Here is an 18,700-nt window from a genome sequence, read left to right as displayed (position 1 = left end):
ATGCGGGAAGGTCAGGGCGTCGGCGCGGCCGTCCTCCGCAAGGAGGACGACCGCTTCCTCCGCGGACGCGGCCGCTACGTCGCCGACATTGCGATGCCGGGCCTGCGCGAGATCGCCTTCCTGCGCAGCCCGGTGGCGCATGGGATCGTGCGGTCCATCGGCAAGCCCGTCGGCTTCGAGCGACAGGTCTTCACCATGGCCGACCTCGACGGCGTGCTGCCCATCCGCGCGCCCTCCTCGCTGCCCGGCTTCCGCAAGACGGACCAGTGGCCGCTCGCCCATGGCCGCGTGCGACAGGTCGGCGACCCCATCGCCATGGTGATGGCCGCGACGCGGGCCGAGGCCGAGGACATCTGCGAGGCCATCGCCCTCGACATCGAGGAGCTGCCCGCGGCCACCGACATGCTCGCGCATCGCGCCGGCCCGCCGATCCACGAGGGCTGGCCCGACAATGTCGTGCTGGAAGCCAACGTCGCGGACGACCTTTCCGACATCGACGCTGACATCGTCGTGCGTCGGCGCCTGCGCACGGCCCGCCAGCACATGGCGCCGATGGAAGGGCGTGGCATGGTCGCGCGCTGGGACCCGCGCCTCGGCCAGCTGGAGATGCACTCCTCCTCGCAGATGGTGCATGTGACCAAGACGGGCCTCGCCGAATGCCTGGGCCTGCCGGAATCCGCGGTGCGCGTCATCAGCCCCGATGTCGGCGGCGGCTTCGGCTACAAGGGGATCCTCCTCCAGGAGGAGGTCGCGATCGGCTGGCTCGCGCGGCGCCTCGGCGGCACGCCGCTGCGCTGGATCGAGGACCGACGCGAGGCGCTCTCCGGCCAGGCGAATTGCCGCGAGCATCACTACGACATCACCGTCCATGCCGACCGCGACGGGCGCATCCTCGCCATCGATTGCGAGGCGCATGTGGATAGCGGCGCCTATTCCGCCTATCCCTTCAGCGCCTGCCTGGAGGCGGCGCAGATCGGCTCCATCCTCCCCGGCCCCTATGTCGTGCCACGCTTCCGTTGCCGGACCTGGAGCGTCGCCACCAACAAGCCGCCGATCCTGCCCTATCGCGGCGTGGCGCGGACGGGCGTGTGCTACGCGCTGGAGACCACGCTGGACGCCGTGGCGCGAAAGGCCGGCGTGGATCCCGTGACGCTGCGCCTGCGCAACCTGCCGCCGCCGGAGGCGATGCCCTACGTCAACGTCACGAAGAAGATCTTCGACAGTGGCGACTATCCCGAAGCCATGCGGCGCGCAGCGGAAGCGGTCGATGCGACGGGCTTCCCCGCGCGCCAGGCCGAGGCGCGGGACAAGGGCCGCCTCATCGGCCAGGGCTTCGCCGTCTTCTGCGAGCAGGGCGCGCACGGCACCAGCGTCTATCACGGCTGGGGCATCCCCTTCGTGCCTGGCGCGGAGGCCTGCCAGGCGCGCCTCACGCCCGATGGCGGGCTGGAGCTGCGCGTCGGTGTGCACAGCCATGGCCAGGGCATGGAGACCACGCTGGCGCAGGTCGCGCATGAGGTGCTGGGCGTGCCGGTCGACCGCGTGCAGCTCATCCACGGCGACACGGCACTGACGCCCTATTCCACCGGCACCTGGGGCAGCCGCAGCGCCGTCATGGCCGGCGGCGCGGTGGGTGACGCCTGCGCCGAGCTGCGCCGGCGCCTCCTGCCCATGGGCGCGCATCTCCTGCAGGCCGATCCCGCCGAGGCCGTTTTCGAGGACGGCGCCGTCCGCGTGGGCGGCGCGAGCGTCAGCCTCGCCGAGATCGCGCGCACCTTCTTCCGCGCTCCCCAGAACCTCACCGAGCCGATGCAGGCCGAGGGGCTGGAATGCACCGTCGGCCACAAGACGAAGCGCGACACCGGCACCTTCAGCTACGCCGCGCATGCCGTGGAGATCGAGCTCGACGCCGCCACCGGCCATGTGACGCTGACGCGCTACGTGATCGTCGAGGATGGCGGCGTGCTGCTGAATCCGATGATCGCCGACGGCCAGGTGCTGGGCGGCACCGCGCAGGGCATCGGCACCGCGCTGCTGGAGGAGATGCCCTACGACAGCGCCGGCCAGCCGCTGGCCTCCACCTTCGTCGACTACATGCTGCCCGGCGCGGCCGAGGTGCCCGACATCGAGATCCTGCACATGGAGACGCCGAGCCCCATCAGCCGCTTCGGCCAGAAGGGCATCGGCGAGAGCGGGGCCATCGGCCCGCCGGCCGCCATCGTGAACGCGATCAACAGTGCCATCGCGCATCTCGGCCGCGAGGTCACGGACCTGCCCGCCAGCCCCGAGCGAATCCTGGCTGCCCTCGCATGAAGCCCGCCGCCTTCGAGCATGCGTCGCCCGCCGAGGCGAAGGACGCCTTCGCCCTGCTGACACGCGCGGGCGCGAAACCGCTCTCCGGCGGGCAGTCGCTTGCGCCCACGATGAACCTGCGTCTCGTGCGGCCTGCGCTGCTCGTGGACGTGAAGCGCCTGCCCGGGCTGCGCGGATTTTCCGAGCAGGCGGACCATCTCCGCCTCGGCGCCGCCACGACGCATGCCGAGATCGAGGACGGCCTCGTGCCCGACGTGACCAATGGCCTGATGCGCCACGTCGCACATGGCATCGCCTATCGCGCCGTGCGCAACCGCGGCACGATCGGCGGCAGCCTCGCCCATGCCGATCCGGCTGGCGACTGGCCCAACGTCATGGCCGCGCTGGGCGCGACCATCGTGGCGCTCGGCGCGGAGGGTGAGCGGCGCATCCCCGCCGACGCCTTCATGCTCGCCTCCTTCACCACGGCGCTGAAGCCTGGCGAGATCATCCTCGCCGTGGAGATTCCGCGCATCTCTGCACGCTGGGGCTACTGCAAGATCAACAGAAAAATCGGCGAGTTCGCCAAGGCCATCGGGGTCGCGATCGAGACGCCGCGCCGCCTCCTCGCCGGCGCGGTGGACGGACCGCCGGCGCTGCTCGATTCCGTCGACGACATCCCGGCGCGCCTGACATGGCTCGACACAGCCCAGCAGCGCCTCTCCACTATCGCCGTCCAGCGCGCGATCGCCATGATGGAAGCCCCGTGATCACCCTGACCGTCAACGGCGAGGCACGGACTCTCGCCGCCCCAGCCCGCACGCATCTCGCCGATGTGCTGCGCGAGCATTGCGGACTCACGGGCACCCATCTCGGCTGCGAGCAGGGCGTCTGCGGCGCCTGCACCGTGATGGTGAACGGCTCGCCCGCGCGCTCCTGCCTGCTCTACGCGCACGAAGCCGCGGGCATGGAGGTCACCACCATCGAAGGCCTGGACGACGACCCCGTCGCCGAGGCCCTGCGCGCCGCTTTCAGCAAGCATCACGCGCTGCAATGCGGCTACTGCACGCCGGGGATGATGATGACGGCGCGTGACATCGTGACGCGTCTCGGCGCCGTGGACGAGGCGCGCATCCGCGACGAGCTCGCCGGCAACCTCTGCCGCTGCACCGGCTATCGCGGCATCGTGCGCGCCATCGCCGAGGTCGCGGCGAGCCGGCCGGCAACGGTAGCCGCGCAGCCCCGTCGCGAGGCGCCTTCGACGCCGCCACCCGCCGCCATGCCCCGCATGGAATCCGCCGCGACGCCGCTCGCCAACCGGCTGGAGCACCAGGAGACGATCGCCCTCGGCCTGGACGATGCCTGGGCCATCCTCTCCAACCCCACGCGCGTCGCCGCCTGCCTGCCCGGTGCGCGGCTGATCCGCCAGGAAGGCGAGGCTGTCGAGGGCGAGGTCGCCGCCGCCCTCGGCCCCTTCACCGCACGCTTCGCCGGCAAGGGCACCCTCACCTTCGATCACGCGGCCCATAGCGGCACGCTGCGGGGCCAGGGCCGCGACGGCGGCAACGGGGCGGAGGGCGAGGTCACCTGGCGGCTGGAGCCTGCCGGCAAGGGCTGCCTGCTGAAGCTCGATCTCGGCTGGCGCCTGACCGGCCCGCTGGCGCAGTTCTCGCGGCCCGGGCTGGTGCGCGGGCTGGTCGCCGGCCTCGCCTCCGAATTCGCGCGCAACCTCGAACGCGCCGCGCGTGGCGAGGCGCTGCCGGCGCAGCCCTCTATCTGGGCGATGATGATGCGGATGGTCCGCGGCTGGTTCGGCCGGTAGGCTTGCCAAAGCGGCGCGTACAGGCTTCAAGGCGCGCCCCTCCCCATCCGGTCGCAAGAATGTCCCCCGTCATCGGCATCGATTTCGGCACCACCAACAGCGTGGTCACCGCCCTGCGCGCGGACGGCAGCGTCGCCGTGCTGAAGCACGACACCGCCGAGGTCTTCCGCTCCGTCCTCTGCTTCTGGATGGACACCGAAGGGCGTACGCGTCACGCGGCCGGCCCGAGGGCGATCGAGGCCTATCTCGACGACCCCTTCGACGCCCGCCTCATCATGTCGATGAAGAGCTACCTGGCGCAGCGCAGCTTTTCCGAGACGCGCATCCTCGGCCGCTCCTGGAACCTGGAGAACCTGATCGCGGCCTTCCTGCGCCATCTCCTGGCGCCCTTCCAGGACGAGCTCGCGGGCGCGCAAGTCGTCGTCGGCCGCCCGGTGCGCTTCGTCGGCGAGACGGCGGACGACGCCTTCGGCAACCAGCGCCTCGTCGCCGCCCTCGCCGCCGCCGGCCTGCCGGACGTCCAGGTCGCCTTCGAGCCCGCCGCCGCCGGCCATCGCTTCGCGCAGTCGCTCGACCGGCCTGCCACCGTCCTCGTCGCCGATTTCGGCGGCGGCACGAGTGACTTCTCCGTCCTGCGCTTCGATCCCGGTCCGCCCCGCCGCGTGACGCCGCTCGGCCATTCCGGCGTCGGCATCGCCGGCGACGCCTTCGACTTCCGCATCATGGACCACGTGGTCTCGCCGCTGCTCGGCAAGGGCGGCACCTACCGGCCCTGGGGCAATGATCTTCCGATCCCGCCCAGCTGGTACGTGAACTTCGCGCGCTGGCACCTGCTCTCGCTGATGCGCGCGCCGAAGACGCTGCGCGACATCGCCGACGTGGCCCGCACCGCCGCCGAGCCGCAGAAGCTGGCGCATCTCGTCCGGCTCATCGAGGACGAGGCGGGCTACGCGCTCTACCGCGCCGTCTCGGGCGTGAAGGCTGCGCTCTCCGGCGCGGACCAGGCCCGCCTCAGCTTCCGCCACGCGGATTTCATCGTCGAGACCGACATCGCCCGCTCCGATTTCGAATCCTGGATCGCGCCGGAGCTCACCGCCATCGCCGGCGCCGTGGACGCTGCCCTTGATGACGCCGCCATGGCGCCGGACCAGGTGGACCGCGTCTTCCTCACCGGCGGCACCTCACTCGTCCCGGCCGTCCGCCGGCTGTTCGAGGACCGCTTCGGCGCTGGGCGGGTCGTCGCGGGCGGCGAATTCGTCTCGGTGGCCGAGGGCCTGGCGCTGATGGGCGAGACGACCGTTACACCACTTAAAGTGGCACCTTAAGAACAGACACAATTCGAATAATATATTTCGACCCTCATGCCTTCAACCAATAGTTGCGGACGTTGTATGGAGGTGCATGAACCAAATGCACGGGAGCAAACCCATGCATCGCCTCGTCCTCACCGCCGCCCTGACGCTCCTGACCCTGCCCGTCATGGCCGCCCCTGCCGATCGCGCCAGCCGCGCGCGGAACGCCCTCGCCAGCCATTGCCAGGCGGATTGCCTGCAGCAGAATTCGCGCTCGGGCCGTCCCCAGCCGGTCCAGGCCTGCCAGATCCGCTGCGCCGCCGCCCTGTCCTTCGCACGTGACGAGGGGCGCAGCCGGGCCGTCGTGTCCGGTCGTGGCGCCCGCGTTTCCGTCCAGCCCGTCCAGATGGCGGCCCAGCTCGTTCCGGGCCATGTCAGCGTCGTCTTCGCAGCCCGCACCCCCTCGGCCGGCTATGGCATGGGGGTGGGAACGGATCGCCTGACGGCCTACCGCCTCGCCGAGCAGCGCTGCCGCTCCACAGGCCCGGATTGCCGTGTCATCGCCGAAGCCGCCGGTTCCTGTGGCGCCGTCGCGCAGGGGATCCGGCGCAGCCCGAATGCCCTCTTCATGACCTCGGACCCCAACACCTACGTCGTCACCTCGACCCATGGCGGATCGGCCGACAACCGCGCCGATGCCGAGGCCGACGCCCTGTCGTCCTGCCGCTCGCTCGACCGGGCCGCGTCGTGCCGGATCGTGGCCGCGCGGTGCGGCACGCGCACCTGAAGACACGGCCGCGGTATTTTCGCTGCAACCAAATACTTGCAATCCCGCCGGCCCTTGTCATCCTGCGCGCCATGTCGATAGGGCGAGTCGCAGCGAAGCCGGTCCGGGGAGGTCGCCTATGAGCGGCCCGCTCCGTCTTGCGCTCGTCGAGGACGACCCGCTCCAGCGGCGCATCGTCTCGGAATACCTGGCGCAGCATGGGCTGCGGCCGCAGCCCTACGCCTCGGGTGCCGAGTTCAAGCGCGCCCATGCCCAGTCCCTGCCCGATCTGGCGCTGTTCGACGTCCATCTGAACGAGGTGGAGGACGGCTTCGCCCTGGCCCGCTGGGCGCGCTCCCGCTCCAGCCGCATCGGCATCATCATGCTGACCGCCGCCGGCGACACGGTGGACCGCGTGGTCGGGCTGGAATCCGGCGCCGACGACTACGTCACCAAGCCCTTCGAGCCGCGCGAGCTGCTGGCCCGCATCAAGGCCCTGCTGCGCCGCGCCTCCGAGGCGCCGCCGCCGCCGCCGCTGCTCACCGAGATCCGCGTCGGCACCGCCCGGCTGAACCTCGAGCGGCGCATCCTCATCATGGCCGACGGCAGCGAGGACCAGCTCTCGGCCAGCGAGTTCGACCTGCTGCAGCTGCTGGTGAAGCACCCGAACCGCCCGCTCACCCGCGAATGGCTGCTGGAGACGGCGGCGCATCGCGAGGCCGAGGTCTTCGACCGCGCCATCGACAACCGCATCATGCGCCTGCGCCGCAAGGTGGAGGCCGATCCCTCCAAGCCGGAGGCGATCCGCTCGGTGCGCGGCGTCGGCTACATCTTCGTGCCGCCGACGGACTGAACCCGGATCGCTTCAGGCTCTTCCCCGAAGCAATTAAGCCCTCAGCGCGACGCTTCTTCCACCGGCGCCAGCGATGGCCGCGCCACCCGCATCGTCTCCTCCAGCAGTGCCGGCAGCTGCGAGGCCGCCGCCTGGGCCGCGCCCAGCCCGCCGGCCCGCGCCGCATGCTCCACGCCCTGCGCCTGCTCGGCCAGCAGCCGCGCGCCCACCATGCGCGCCGCGCCCTTCAGCCGGTGCGCGATCTCCACCACGATGTCCAGCGCCTGGGCGGCCTGCAACGCGCCGAGGTCGCGTGTCGCGGTCTGCGAGAAATTCTCGAGGATGGAGGAGAGGCGCTCGCGATCCTGGCCGAAAAGGCTGCGCAGCGCGTCCGGATCGAAGAGCGTGCCGCCCTGATGGGCGCCGGGCAGCCCGGGCAACCAGCGCCCCAGCATGCGCGAGAGGCCGTCCAGCGTCACCGGCTTGGCGAGGAACCCGTCCATCCCGGCCGCATAGCAGCGCTCCGCCTCGCCCTTCAGCGCGTTCGCGGTGACGGCGATCAGCGTGGTGCGCGGCAGGTCCCCCGCCTGCTCCTCCTGCCGGATCGCCCGCGCCATCTCGAAGCCGTCCATCCCGGGCATATGGATGTCGAGCAGCACGATGCCGTGCCGCCGCAGGCGCCAGAGCGCCAGCGCCTGGGCGCCGCCCTCCGCCATGTCGGACTGCAGCCCGATGAGTTCGAGCTGCCGGCCGATCACCTCGCGGTTCACGGGATGGTCGTCCACCACCAGCACGCCGTCCTGGCCGCTCAGGCTCTCGGCTTGCGGCGGCGCGCCGGGCTCGGCCCATGGACGCTCCGCCTTCGCCGCCTGCGAGGCCAGGCCGAGCCGCAGCGTCACGGTGAAGCGGCTGCCCCGGCCGAGCTCGCTCTCGGCGCTCACCTCGCCCTCCATCAGCTCCGCGAGCCGCCGGACGATGGACAGGCCAAGGCCGGTGCCGCCGAAGCGGCGCGTCGTCGAGCTGTCGGCCTGGGTGAAGGGCTGGAAGAGCCGCGCCAGCGTGCCGGGATCCATGCCGATCCCGCTGTCCTGGACCCGCAGGCTCAGAAGCGCCGTGCCCCCTTCGACCCGGGTCTCGGCGGAGATGCGCACGTAGCCGCGCTCGGTGAACTTCAGGGCATTGCCGATCAGGTTGAACAGGATCTGCCGGACGCGCGTGGGATCGCCGGAGAGCCAGTCCGGCCCCGGCTCAGGCGGGTCCGCGAAGAGCTTCAGCCCGCGGGCTGCCGCCGCCGGGGCGAGGGTCTCCACCGTGCCCTCGATCAGGCCGCGCAGCGAGAAGGGCAGCTCCTCGATCTCCAGCCGGCCGGCCTCGATCTTCGAGAAGTCCAGCACGTCGTCGACGATGCGCAGCAGGCCCTCGGCGCTCTCGCGCATCACATGCACGCTGCGCGCCTGGTCGGGCTTCAGCTCGCTGCGTGCGAGAATCTCCAGCATCCCCAGCACCCCGTTCATCGGCGTGCGGATCTCGTGGCTCATGGCGGCGAGGAAGTTGGCCTTGGCCCGCGCGCCGGCCTCCGCCGCGTCGCGCGCCGCGATCGCCGTCTGCTCGCTCTCCTTCAGCGAGGTGACGTCGCGCCCGACGGTCACCACGCGGCCGCCCGAGATCGGCGTGTAGGTGAACTCCAGCCACTTGCCCGAGGCGGTGCGGCGCGTGAGATGGACCGGGCCGGCCAGCACCGCCCGCACCCGGCCGTGCACGATCTGCTCCTCCGGTACGTCGAAGCCGAAGTCGCCCCGGCGGTACATATGCGCCATCGCGTCGGCCATCATGGCACCTGGCTGCACCAGGGCTTCCGGCAGGTCCAGCAGGTTCCGGCCCCAGCCGTTGGAGAGGAGGATCCGCGCCTCCGGATCGAGCAGGACGACCATCTCCTGCATGCTGTTCAGCACCTCGCGCAGCAGCGAGCGCTCGGCCTCGGTCTGCTCCTCCTGCTGCTTGAGGCGCGTGACGTCGCGATAGAAGGCCAGCATGCCGCCGTTGGGCAGCTGCTGCATGCGCACGTCGAGCCAGTAGCCCGCATGCGTCTTGCGGATGTACTGCGCGCCGCCGGACTGGCGGAGATTGGCGATGCGCGAATCCAGCGCCTCTTCGAACTCGTCCGGATCCTCCGGCGCGGGGCCGAAATCGCCGCGTTTCATCTGCCAGCCGATGACGTCGCGTGCCTTGGTGCCGAGCTTGTAGAACTCCTCCGGAAGCTCGAGGAACTTCATCAGGGGACGGCTGAGCATGCGCCAGCGCATCTCGTCGTCGAAGAGCATCACGCCGTCGGACATGTTGTCCACGACGAGCCGCAGCTTCTCCTGCTCGCGCTCCAGGGCGAGCTGCGCCTCCTTCAGCTCCGTCACGTCGCGGACGCTGATGACGAACATCCCGTCCTCGCGCGTGATGAGGTTGAACTCCGCCCAGCGCCCGTCGGGCATCTGCCGCGTGCGCTGCAGCGGCACCGGCGCCGCGAGCTGAGCGCGCACGTCCTGGATGAACTCCTCTTCGCCCATCTCGAAGCCGAAATCCCCGCGCCGGTAGAGCGCGCGCAGGATGTCGCGGCGATGGGCGCCGGGCGCGAAGAGCTCCGGCGGCAGGCCGAACATCGCGTTGCTGCGGCTGGAGCTCTCCAGGATGCGCCCGTCGGCCGCCGTCAGGATCACGATGTCGCGCGTGTTCTCCAGCAGGAGGTTGGCGCGGCGGCGGTCCTCCTCGCGCTCGGCGCGCTCGGCCTCGAGGCGGGCCAGCGCCTCGCGCAGCTCGGTGACGTCGCGCACCATGACGAGCAGCTCGCCGTTGGGCAGCGGCCGGAAATTGTACTCGGCCCAGCGGCCGTTGGGCATGTGCTCGGAATAGGTGAGACGCCCAGCGGCGAGGATGCGCGCGCGGCGCTCGGCGATGAAGCTCTCCTCGTCCTGCTCGAAGCCGAAATCGCCGCGGCGGTGGAGGAAGCGGATGATCTCCTGGTGCGTGCTGCCCGCTTGCGCCAGGTGGTCCGGCATGCCCAGCAGCGCGCCGCTGTTGTTGGAGTTCTGCAGGATGCGGCCTTCGGCATCCATCAGCACGACGCTGTCGGTGATGTTCTCCAGCATATGCGCCATCCGGGCGCGCTCTTCGGCCAGCGATTCGTCGGTCGGCGACTCGGTCCAAAGACAGAGGCGCGCGCCGTCGGGCAGCGCCTGCACCGACAGCTCCAGCATGCCGCCGCCCACCAGCTGCCAGCGGCTCTTGCCGGGCGGACCGGCGAAGGGCGCCTCCATCGAGGCGCGGTCGAGCGGACGGCGCAGCCGCCCCGCCGCATCCAGGCGGTCGAGCCAGGCGGACAGGGCGCTGCCCTGCCGCGGCGGCGTGACGCCGAAGAACTCGCCAAGCCGGCCGTTCGCCCGCAGCACTCGCCCGTCGGGGCCGATATGCAGCAGACCGGAGGGCATATGATCCAGGAGGCAAGCCAGGAGCGTGGCGTCTTCGTTCACGGAGTCTCACGAGGGGACAGGGTTAGGCCGAAGGGTGCCATAGGATGGGTTGACCGTTCTGTCGCGTCTGTCGCGCGGCCGGGCGCGCACGTCCCGCGCGACAAATGCGACAGGTTTGCACGCATCGCGCGATGCTCCTGCGGCGATGGGGCGTCAGAAGGCCGGGCCACGAAACGTTGCCCTGGAGATCGACCGATGCGCCGCTTCATTCTCGCCACCACCGCCGTCTTCCTCAGCCTTCCCGCCTTCGCCCGCCATGCCCCTGGGCAGCGGCGACCGCATCAGCCGCGCGGTCGCGGAGCTGGCCCAGGCCTGCCGCGCCGACTGCCTTTCCCGCGCCGCGCAGAGCGTCAACCCGCTTGCCCCGCAGGCCTGCACGATCCGCTGCGGCGCCGCGGCCGTCTTCGGGGAGGGCGAGGGCCGCTCCGAGGCTGTGCTCTCCGGCCGCGGGGTCCGCGCCGCCGGCACCGGCGTGCCGGTCCCGGCCGCGCCGAACGGCCATGGCGTGATCTACGCCGCGCGCCAGCCTTCGGGCAGCTTCGGCCTCGTGGTGGGTGAGCACGATCGCCTCGCCGCCTACCGGCTCGCCGAGCAGCGCTGCACCGCCGGCGGCCCCGGCTGCCGGATCATCGCCGAGTTCACGGAGGCCTGCGGGGCGGTGGCCCAGGGCGTGCGGCGCGCCCGCGGCGCCTTCGTCATGACCTCCGATCCCAACACCTATGTGGTGACCTCGGTCAGCAGCGGCGTGGCCGGCGACCGGGCGGAAGCCGAGTCCGAAGCGATGGCTGAGTGCCGCTCGAAGGATCCGGGCGCCACCTGCTGGGTCGCGGCGGTGCAATGCGGCGCGCCGCGGAGCTGAGCTGGCGTTCCGCCCCTGCATTGACCCGCCCTCTGCCCGCCCATAGCGTCTGAGCCCTTGAAGGGGTTTGTGACGATGACCGCGAAGCTGCGCCGGCGCCAATTCGATGCGCAGGCGAAGGGAGCGCTGGACTCCCTCCGCGTGGTGGACCTCTCGCGCCTCGTGGCCGGCAATATCCTGACCAAGGTGCTGGGCGACCACGGCGCCGAGGTCATCAAGGTGGAGCCGCCGGCCGGCGATTCCCTCCGTGCCTGGAAGACCGGCGGGGTGGAGACCTCCTGGAAGACGCTCTGCCGCAACAAGCGCAGCCTCTGCCTCGACCTGCGCAACCCGGAAGCCATCGAGGTGGTGCGCCGCCTCACCGCGACAGCGCACATCTTCGTGGAGAGCTTTCGCCCCGGCGTGCTGGAAGAGATGGGCCTGGCGCCGGAGGTGCTGCTGGCGCTGAACCCGGCGCTGGTGGTCGTGCGCGTCTCCGGCTGGGGCCAGACGGGGCCCTTCTCGCACAAGCCCGGCTTCGGCACGCTCGTCGAGGGCTATTCGGGCTTCGCCGCCATCAACGGCTTCGCCGACCGCGAGCCGGTGCTGCCGCCCATGTTCATGGCGGATGCCTATGCCGGGCTCTACGGCTCCTCGGCCGCGATGATCGCGCTGCATCACGCCAAGGCCACCGGCGAGGGCCAGGTGATCGACGTCTCCCTCTTCGAGCCGATCTTCGCGATGCTCGAGCCGCAGATGGCGAACTACCGCATCTCCGGCCAGAAGAAGCCGCGCACCGGCAGCCGCAGCACCAACACCGCGCCGCGCAACGCCTACCAGACGAAGGACGGCGGCTGGGTCGGGCTGTCGAGCTCCACCCAGGGGGTGTTCGTGAAGCTGATGAAGAGCCTCGGCCGGCCGGAGCTCATCGACGATCCGCGCTTCCGCACCAATTCAGACCGCATCCGGCACCTCGACGAAATCGACGGCGTGGTGCGCGACTATATCGCCGGCATCACCATGGCGCAGGCGCTGGAGCAGTTCGACCGCGACGGCGTGACCATCGGCCCGATCATGGATGTCGCCGGCCTCGACGAGGACCACTACATCGCCGAGCGCGAGGCGCTGATCGAGGTGCCGGACGACGAGATGCCCGGCGGCTGGCTGCCCATGCATGGCGAGATCCCGCGCCTGTCGCGGACGCCCGGCCTCCTGCGCAACCCGGCCCCCGCCCTGGGCCAGGACAATGACGCGCTGCTGCTTCCGCTGCTCGGCGCCGAGGAACTGGCCCGACTGCGCGCGGAAGGCGTGGTGCTGCACGGGGGCGCCTGACGCGCCCCTGACCTCCTGAAAACCTGCTCCAAGCGATAGGTCAGCGTCGCTTTCATATTATGACTGAACGCTCACTCATTTTTTCTTGACGTAGGGACAAGGCTGGGCGCAGTCTCGGCGCCGGAGAGGAAACGCATGGCACAGCCCCGCATCATTGCGGCTCAGGTGAAGGACGCCGAGCTCGTCACCGAGCGCCGCGCGCATATCGCGCAGGCCGCCGCCCGCGTCTTCCGCGCCAAGGGCTTCCACAGCGCGACGATCCGCGACGTCGCGGTCGAGGCCGGGCTCTCGCAGGGCAGCCTCTACAACTACGTCCGCACCAAGGACGATATCCTCTACCTCGTCCACCAGGACATGACGGCGGCCTATGCGCGCGACGTGGAAGCGGCGATCGACGGGCTCACGGAACCGCGCGCGCGGCTGCGCGCCGCCCTCGCCGCCTTCGTGCATGCGATGCGCGAGCGCCATGGCGACATCGCGCTCATCTACCAGGAGACGCATGCGCTCGGCGGCGAATCCCGTCGGGCGGTGCTGGCGCAGACGGAGCTCTTCATCGAGCGCTTCGGCCAGCTCATCGAGGAAGCGCGCGCGGCCGGCATGGAGCTTCCCGGCGCCGGGAAGCTGGCCGCCGACATCGTGACCTTCCTGCCGGTGATGCTCTCGCTCCGTCGCTGGCACATCCGCGACATGATGCCCGGCGCAGAGGCTGAGGCGGAGGTCGTCGCCTTCCTCATGCGCGGACTGGGCATCTCCGATGGAACTTGAAGGGCAGCGCCTGCTGGTGATCGGCGGCAGCCGTGGCGTGGGACGCGCCATCGCGCTGGCCGGCGCGGAGCGCGGCGCCGATGTCGCCATCCTCTACCGCAGCCGAGCCGAGGAAGCGGAGGCCGTGCTGGAGGCCGTGCGCGCCAAGGGCCGCCAGGCGCACGCCGTGCAGGCCGACCTCGCGGATCCGGAGGCCACGCAATCCGCCATCGACGCGGCGGCGGAGGCGATGGGCGGGATCTCGCTGCTCGCCCACGCCGCGGGCGCGATGGGCCAGTGGGCGAGCATCGCCGAGATGTCGCCGACCGACTGGCAGCGCTACATCGCCGTCGACCTCAACGGCTGCTTCTTCGCGCTGCACGCGACCATCCCGCATCTGCGGAAGTCCGGCAGCGGCGCGATCCTCGCCATCTCCTCCATCGCCTCGCAGATGTGCCAGGCGCGCAATGCCCAGGGCGCGGCCGCCAAGGCCGGCGTCGAGGCGCTGATCCGCGTCACGGCCAAGGAAGAGGCACGGCACGGCATCCGCGCCAATGCCATCGCCATCGGCCTTACGGCGACGGACATGGCGCAGACCGCCTTCGACGCCTGGGGGCCCGAGACGACGGCCCGCATCGTGAAGGGCATCCCCCTTCAGCGCGTCGGGACGCCAGAAGAGGTCGCGGGCGTCGCCTGCTTCATGATGAGCGCGGCGTGCAGCTACCTCACCGGCAAGGTGCTGCAGCTCGACGGGGGCCAGATCATCGCCGGCTGATGCGTGAATGAAGGGCGACCGGAATACCGGCGCCGAACCTGGAGGAACAAAGATGACCAAGATCGCCCGCCGGCCGCTGGCCGCGCTGCTCGCCGCGCCCACCCTGATCGGCGTGGGTACCGCCCGCGCGCAAGGCCAGCCGCTGAAGATCGGCGTGCCCACCGCCATGACCGGCACCTGGGCCGCGCTCGGCTCGCAGGTCGTGCGCAGCTGCCGGCTCTGGCAGAAGGCAATGAACGCCGAGGGCGGGCTGCTCGGCCGGCCCATCGAGTTCCTCTTCGAGGACACGCAGGGCACGCCCGCCAACTGCCTCCGCAAGGCGCAGGAGATGGTGGAGCGCGACCGCGTGAACATCCTGCTCGGCCTGATGGCCAGCAGCGAGGCGCTGGCCGTGATGCCCAAGCTCGCCGAATGGAACGCGCTGTTCATCTCCTCCGTGAACGGCGCCGGCTCGATCACCGCGGAATCCTGGGTGCCCAACGCCTTCCGCGCCAACACCTCCGGCCCGATGGGCGCGCGCGCGCTGGCGCTCTGGCTGCGCAACTCGCCGCAGACCGATTTCTTCTCGCTCTCGCTGGACTATGCCTGGGGCCGCTCCTCGGTGGAGACCTTCGAGGGGCTGCTGCGCGGCATCGGCAAGCGCTCCATCGGCAGCGTCTTCGCACCCGTCGGCACGCGCGACTATTCCAGCTTCATCACCCGCGTGCGGCAGGCCAATCCGCAGGCGCTCTACATCGCGCTCACCGGCGACGACGGCACCGCCTTCCTGCGCCAGGCCGCGCAGTACCGGCTCTTCGAGCGCATGCCGGTGGTGACCGAGACCGTGGACATGCTCTTCACCCGCCCCGCCGGCGACGCGGCGATCGGGCTGGTCGGCGGCAGCCGCTATTCCTTCGCCTACGACATCCCCGCCAACAACACCTTCGTGAGCCGCTTCCGCGCCGAGTACAACGAGCTGCCCGACACCTATGACGGCGAGCAGTGGCAGGCCTGCGAGGTGCTGGCCGCCGCCATCCGCAAGGCCGGCTCCACCGAGACGCCGCAGGTCGTCGCCGCGCTGCGCGACCTCGAGCTCAGCTCCATCAAGGGCCCGCTCAAGGTCCGCGCCTGCGACGGCCAGGCCGAGCAGCAGGGCTTCGTGGTCCGAGTCGCGCGGCGCGACGGCTTCCCGCATCCGGTGCCGGAGGTGATCTCGACCTTCACGGCCGCCGAGGTCACGCCCGCCTGCCGCGCCTCGAACTTCACCTGAAGGATTTCGGGTGGATCCGCTCGCCCTCTTCACGCTGCAGACGCTGAACGCGCTGTCGCTCTCGGCGCTGCTGTTCTTCATCTCGCTGGGCCTGACCCTGATCTTCGGCATCATGCGGGTGGTGAACTTCGCCCACGGCGCGCTCTTCATGCTGGGCGCCTATGTGGGCGTGGCGACACAGACGGCGACGGGCAGCTTTCTCCTGTCCCTGATCGCAGCGCCGCTGGCCGCCGCTGTGCTGGGATTGGCCTTCGAGTGCAGCGCGCTCTCGCGCCTCTATGCGCGCGAGCATTCGGCCTTCCTGCTCGTCACCTTCGGCCTGGCGCTCGTGCTGACCGAGGCCATTCGCCTGATCTGGGGCGCCGACGCACGTCAGGCAGAACTGCCGGACTCCCTCTCGGGCATCGTCTTCGTGATGGACGAGCCCTTCCCCATCTACCGCCTGCTGCTGATCGGCGCCGGCCTCGCCTGCGCGCTGCTCTGCTGGGCCGGGCTACAGCGCACGCGCCTAGGCCTGCTGCTGCGCGCCGCCTCGCAGAATCCGACGATGACGGCCGCGCTCGGCAACGACGTGGGCCGCGTGCGCGCCGCCGTCTTCGCCATGGCCTGCGCGCTGGCGGCGCTCGGCGGCGCACTGGCCGCGCCGTTGCTCAGCGCCTCGCTCGGCCTCGGCTCCAACGTGATCATCGACGCCTTCGTGATCGTGATGATCGGCGGCATGGGCAGCTTCATCGGCACGGCCGCGGGCAGCCTGCTGGTCGGCTTCGCGCAGACCTTCGGCAACTACTACGTGCCGGAGCTCGCGCTCGGCATGACCTATGCGCTGATGATCGCCGTGCTGGTCGCGCGCCCCGGCGGTTTGTTCGGGCGCGCGGAATGAGGCCGGCCGATCCCCGTCTCGTGCTGCTGCTGATCGCGCTCGCCGGCGCACTGGGCTTCGTGCTGCCAGGCCACGCCACGACGCTGCTGACCGAGGCACTGATCCTGGCCCTCTTTGCGCTGAGCCTCGACCTGCTGGTGGGCCATGCGCGCCTCACCTCCTTCGGCCATGCGGGGCCCTGGGCGCTCGGCGCTTATCTGGGCGGGGCGATGATGCTGTCCTGGGGGGTGCCGCTGCCGCTCGCCGTACTGCTGGCGGGCCTCGGCACGGCGGTTCTGGCGATCCCGATCGGATGGCTCTGCGTGCGCACGGGTGGCGTGACCTTCGCCATGCTGTCGCTGGCCTTCGCGCAGCTCGGCTATGCCGTGGTGTTCAAGTGGAATGCGGTGACGGGCGGCTCCGACGGCCTCGCCGGAATTCCGCGCGCGGGATTGCGGGACTTCCTCGCCGGGCGCGACGGCTACCACCTCCTCGTCGCCGCCTTCCTCGCCGCCGCCTATCTGGTTGCGCACGGCTTCATCACCTCACCTCTCGGCCGCATCGTCGCCGCCGTGCGCGAGAACGAGCAGCGCGCGGAGGCCCTCGGTCACGACCCACGTCGCATCCGCCTGACGGTCTTCGTGCTCTCCTACTTCCTCGCGGGCATCGCGGGCGCTCTCTATGCCGGCTTCGCGGGCTATGTCTCGCCCGACCTCTTCTTCTGGACCGTCTCAGGCCATGTGCTGGTCATGGTCATCCTCGGCGGCGCCGGCACGCTGATCGGACCGATGCTGGGCGCGCTCGTCTTCTTCTATGCCGAGCACGAGCTCTCCGCGCTGACGGAGAGCTGGGGCCTGTTCCTCGGCCTGCTCTTCATCCTCGTGGTGATCTTTGCGCCGCGAGGGCTGATGGGCCTGGCGAGGCGCGCATCATGAGCCTGCTCGAATGCCGCGGCCTGACCCGCGCCTGGGGCGCCTTCCGCGCCGTCGATGGCGTGGACCTCGACCTCGGCGAGCGCGAGATCTGCGCCGTCATCGGTCCCAACGGCGCGGGCAAGAGCACGCTCTTTGCCATGATCGCCGGCAACCTGCGCAAGAGCGGCGGCAGCGTGCGCTTCCATGGCGAGGACGTGTCGGACCTTTCCGCGCCCGCGCTGGCCTCGCGCGGCGTGGCGCGCAGCTTCCAGATCACCGCGATCTGTCCCGGCCTCACGGCGCTCGAGAATGTCCGCCTCGGCGTGCAGGCGCGCGAGGCCCTGCGCTGGCGCCCCTTCGGCGGTGGCGCCGCGATGCGGGAGGGTGAGGCGCGCGCGATGCATTGGCTGGAGCGCCTCGGCCTCACCGACCGCGCCGCCACGCGAGCCGGCGAGCTGGCCCATGGTGACCAGCGCCTGCTGGAGGTCGCCGTCGCGCTGGCCCAGGAGCCGCGCCTGCTCATCCTCGACGAACCCACCCAGGGCATGTCGGTCGAGGAGACGCGCCGCACCGTCGACCTGCTCCATGGCGTGATGGCGCAAGCCGCCACCGCCGTCCTGCTGGTGGAGCACGACCTCGACGTGGTCTTCGCCCTCGCGCCGCGCATCGTGGTGCTGCACCGCGGCCGCAAGATCGCCGACGGCCCCGCCGCCGAAATCCGCGCCAACGAGGCCGTGCAGCAGGCCTATCTCGGCGGGCTCGACTGATGCTGGAGCTGCGCGGCATCACCGGTGGCTACGGCCCGGCTCAGGTCCTCTGCGGCACCGACCTGCGCGCGGGGTCCGGCCAGGTCACGGCGCTGATCGGCCGCAACGGCGTCGGCAAGACGACGCTGTTGCGCGGGCTGATGGGCCTGCTGCCGCGCCTCTCCGGCGAGATCACGCTGAGCGGCGAGAAGCTGATCGGGCTGCCCACACACCGCATCGCCCGCGCCGGCCTCGGCTATGTGCCGGAAGGCCGCCAGATCTTTCCCGAGCTCACGGTGATGGAGAACCTCGCCGTCGGCCAGCGCAAGCCGTCTCGCAACTGGCCCGAGGACCGTCTCTTCGCCCTCCTCCCCAACCTGCGCGAGCGTCGCGCCAATGCCGGCCGCGCGCTCTCCGGCGGCGAGCAGCAGATGCTCGCCATCGCGCGCGCCCTCGTCACCGATCCCCGCGTGCTGCTGTTGGACGAGCCGAGCCAGGGCCTGGCGCCCATGGTCGTGCAGGAACTCGCCCATGTGCTGCGCCAGCTCGCCGGCGAGGGCGTCGCCGTACTCCTCGTCGAGCAGAATTTGCGGCTGACCGAGGCGGTGGCCGATCGCATCCTCATCATGGCGCGCGGCCGCATCGTCCATGACGACAGCGCCGCTGCCTTCCGCACCGCCGAGGACGATCTGCGCCACCGCTGGCTGACGATGTGAGGAGC

Annotated in this window: 16 protein-coding genes; 15 read left to right on the top strand and 1 reads right to left on the bottom strand. The window is 70.9% G+C overall.

Features of this window, described 5'->3' with window-relative positions; all coding sequences use genetic code 11:
- From AC1ROY_RS24080 to AC1ROY_RS24055, 6 genes are all read left to right on the top strand, one after another.
- A complete protein-coding gene (locus AC1ROY_RS24080; protein WP_493151444.1) occupies positions 1–2,313 on the top strand; it encodes a xanthine dehydrogenase family protein molybdopterin-binding subunit in 2,313 nt (770 codons plus the stop codon).
- Positions 2,310–3,062, top strand: coding sequence for an FAD binding domain-containing protein (locus AC1ROY_RS24075; protein WP_493151443.1), 753 nt, complete (start codon positions 2,310–2,312; stop codon positions 3,060–3,062). Before AC1ROY_RS24080 ends, AC1ROY_RS24075 begins: the two co-directional genes overlap by 4 nt.
- Entirely contained in the window at positions 3,059–4,114 is a 1,056-nt protein-coding gene (locus tag AC1ROY_RS24070; RefSeq protein WP_493151442.1) for a 2Fe-2S iron-sulfur cluster-binding protein, read from the top strand. The genes AC1ROY_RS24075 and AC1ROY_RS24070 overlap by 4 nt, the downstream gene beginning before the upstream one ends.
- A 59-nt stretch (positions 4,115–4,173) precedes the next feature.
- Complete coding sequence (locus AC1ROY_RS24065) at positions 4,174–5,439, top strand: Hsp70 family protein (protein WP_493151441.1); 1,266 nt, start codon at positions 4,174–4,176, stop codon at positions 5,437–5,439.
- Positions 5,440–5,542: 103 nt separating this feature from the next.
- Positions 5,543–6,193 (top strand): DUF4189 domain-containing protein, encoded by a 651-nt coding sequence (locus AC1ROY_RS24060; protein WP_493151440.1) that lies wholly within the window; start codon positions 5,543–5,545, stop codon positions 6,191–6,193.
- A gap of 118 nt (positions 6,194–6,311) precedes the next feature.
- Positions 6,312–7,025 carry a response regulator gene (locus tag AC1ROY_RS24055; protein ID WP_493151439.1) on the top strand — a complete coding sequence of 238 codons (714 nt, stop codon included), beginning with the start codon at positions 6,312–6,314 and terminating at the stop codon, positions 7,023–7,025.
- Between the two features lie 41 nt (positions 7,026–7,066).
- On the opposite strand, the gene AC1ROY_RS24050 is transcribed toward AC1ROY_RS24055, so the two are convergent.
- Entirely contained in the window at positions 7,067–10,480 is a 3,414-nt protein-coding gene (locus tag AC1ROY_RS24050) for a PAS-domain containing protein (protein WP_493151438.1), read from the bottom strand.
- 298 nt (positions 10,481–10,778) lie between these two features.
- Between AC1ROY_RS24050 and AC1ROY_RS24045 the strand changes: the two genes are divergently transcribed.
- The 9 genes from AC1ROY_RS24045 (at position 10,779) to AC1ROY_RS24005 (ending at position 18,695) form a co-directional block, all read left to right on the top strand.
- Entirely contained in the window at positions 10,779–11,381 is a 603-nt protein-coding gene (locus AC1ROY_RS24045) for a DUF4189 domain-containing protein (RefSeq protein ID WP_493151437.1), read from the top strand.
- A gap of 75 nt (positions 11,382–11,456) precedes the next feature.
- Positions 11,457–12,692 carry a CaiB/BaiF CoA transferase family protein gene (locus tag AC1ROY_RS24040; RefSeq protein WP_493151436.1) on the top strand — a complete coding sequence of 412 codons (1,236 nt, stop codon included), beginning with the start codon at positions 11,457–11,459 and terminating at the stop codon, positions 12,690–12,692.
- Between the two features lie 135 nt (positions 12,693–12,827).
- Positions 12,828–13,457: a TetR/AcrR family transcriptional regulator gene (locus tag AC1ROY_RS24035; RefSeq protein ID WP_493151435.1), complete on the top strand. Its 630-nt coding sequence runs from the start codon at positions 12,828–12,830 to the stop codon at positions 13,455–13,457.
- On the top strand, positions 13,447–14,211 hold the full coding sequence (locus AC1ROY_RS24030; protein WP_493151434.1) for an SDR family oxidoreductase: 765 nt from the start codon (positions 13,447–13,449) through the stop codon (positions 14,209–14,211). Before AC1ROY_RS24035 ends, AC1ROY_RS24030 begins: the two co-directional genes overlap by 11 nt.
- Before the next feature lie 52 nt (positions 14,212–14,263).
- Positions 14,264–15,460 (top strand): ABC transporter substrate-binding protein, encoded by a 1,197-nt coding sequence (locus AC1ROY_RS24025; RefSeq protein WP_493151433.1) that lies wholly within the window; start codon positions 14,264–14,266, stop codon positions 15,458–15,460.
- Positions 15,461–15,470: 10 nt separating this feature from the next.
- Positions 15,471–16,340: a branched-chain amino acid ABC transporter permease gene (locus AC1ROY_RS24020; RefSeq protein WP_493151432.1), complete on the top strand. Its 870-nt coding sequence runs from the start codon at positions 15,471–15,473 to the stop codon at positions 16,338–16,340.
- Positions 16,337–17,254 carry a branched-chain amino acid ABC transporter permease gene (locus AC1ROY_RS24015; protein ID WP_493151431.1) on the top strand — a complete coding sequence of 306 codons (918 nt, stop codon included), beginning with the start codon at positions 16,337–16,339 and terminating at the stop codon, positions 17,252–17,254. The genes AC1ROY_RS24020 and AC1ROY_RS24015 overlap by 4 nt, the downstream gene beginning before the upstream one ends.
- Complete coding sequence (locus AC1ROY_RS24010) at positions 17,251–18,000, top strand: ABC transporter ATP-binding protein (RefSeq protein WP_493151430.1); 750 nt, start codon at positions 17,251–17,253, stop codon at positions 17,998–18,000. Before AC1ROY_RS24015 ends, AC1ROY_RS24010 begins: the two co-directional genes overlap by 4 nt.
- A complete protein-coding gene (locus AC1ROY_RS24005; RefSeq protein ID WP_493151429.1) occupies positions 18,000–18,695 on the top strand; it encodes an ABC transporter ATP-binding protein in 696 nt (231 codons plus the stop codon). Before AC1ROY_RS24010 ends, AC1ROY_RS24005 begins: the two co-directional genes overlap by 1 nt.
- Positions 18,696–18,700 lie beyond the last annotated feature (5 nt).

Source organism: Roseococcus sp. GW821-FHT12F05 (genome assembly GCF_058806835.1).
This window is presented reverse-complemented; position numbering and strand designations above follow the sequence as displayed.

Coding starts and splice junctions, on each gene's coding strand:
- AC1ROY_RS24030 (WP_493151434.1), top strand. CDS start 13,447: ATGGAACTTGAAGGGCAGCGCCTGCTGGTGATCGGCGGCAGCCGTGGC.
- AC1ROY_RS24055 (WP_493151439.1), top strand. CDS start 6,312: ATGAGCGGCCCGCTCCGTCTTGCGCTCGTCGAGGACGACCCGCTCCAG.
- AC1ROY_RS24065 (WP_493151441.1), top strand. CDS start 4,174: ATGTCCCCCGTCATCGGCATCGATTTCGGCACCACCAACAGCGTGGTC.
- AC1ROY_RS24050 (WP_493151438.1), bottom strand. CDS start 10,480: ATGCCCTCCGGTCTGCTGCATATCGGCCCCGACGGGCGAGTGCTGCGG.
- AC1ROY_RS24035 (WP_493151435.1), top strand. CDS start 12,828: ATGGCACAGCCCCGCATCATTGCGGCTCAGGTGAAGGACGCCGAGCTC.
- AC1ROY_RS24080 (WP_493151444.1), top strand. CDS start 1: ATGCGGGAAGGTCAGGGCGTCGGCGCGGCCGTCCTCCGCAAGGAGGAC.
- AC1ROY_RS24025 (WP_493151433.1), top strand. CDS start 14,264: ATGACCAAGATCGCCCGCCGGCCGCTGGCCGCGCTGCTCGCCGCGCCC.
- AC1ROY_RS24040 (WP_493151436.1), top strand. CDS start 11,457: ATGACCGCGAAGCTGCGCCGGCGCCAATTCGATGCGCAGGCGAAGGGA.
- AC1ROY_RS24010 (WP_493151430.1), top strand. CDS start 17,251: ATGAGCCTGCTCGAATGCCGCGGCCTGACCCGCGCCTGGGGCGCCTTC.
- AC1ROY_RS24075 (WP_493151443.1), top strand. CDS start 2,310: ATGAAGCCCGCCGCCTTCGAGCATGCGTCGCCCGCCGAGGCGAAGGAC.
- AC1ROY_RS24005 (WP_493151429.1), top strand. CDS start 18,000: ATGCTGGAGCTGCGCGGCATCACCGGTGGCTACGGCCCGGCTCAGGTC.
- AC1ROY_RS24060 (WP_493151440.1), top strand. CDS start 5,543: ATGCATCGCCTCGTCCTCACCGCCGCCCTGACGCTCCTGACCCTGCCC.
- AC1ROY_RS24045 (WP_493151437.1), top strand. CDS start 10,779: ATGCCCCTGGGCAGCGGCGACCGCATCAGCCGCGCGGTCGCGGAGCTG.
- AC1ROY_RS24015 (WP_493151431.1), top strand. CDS start 16,337: ATGAGGCCGGCCGATCCCCGTCTCGTGCTGCTGCTGATCGCGCTCGCC.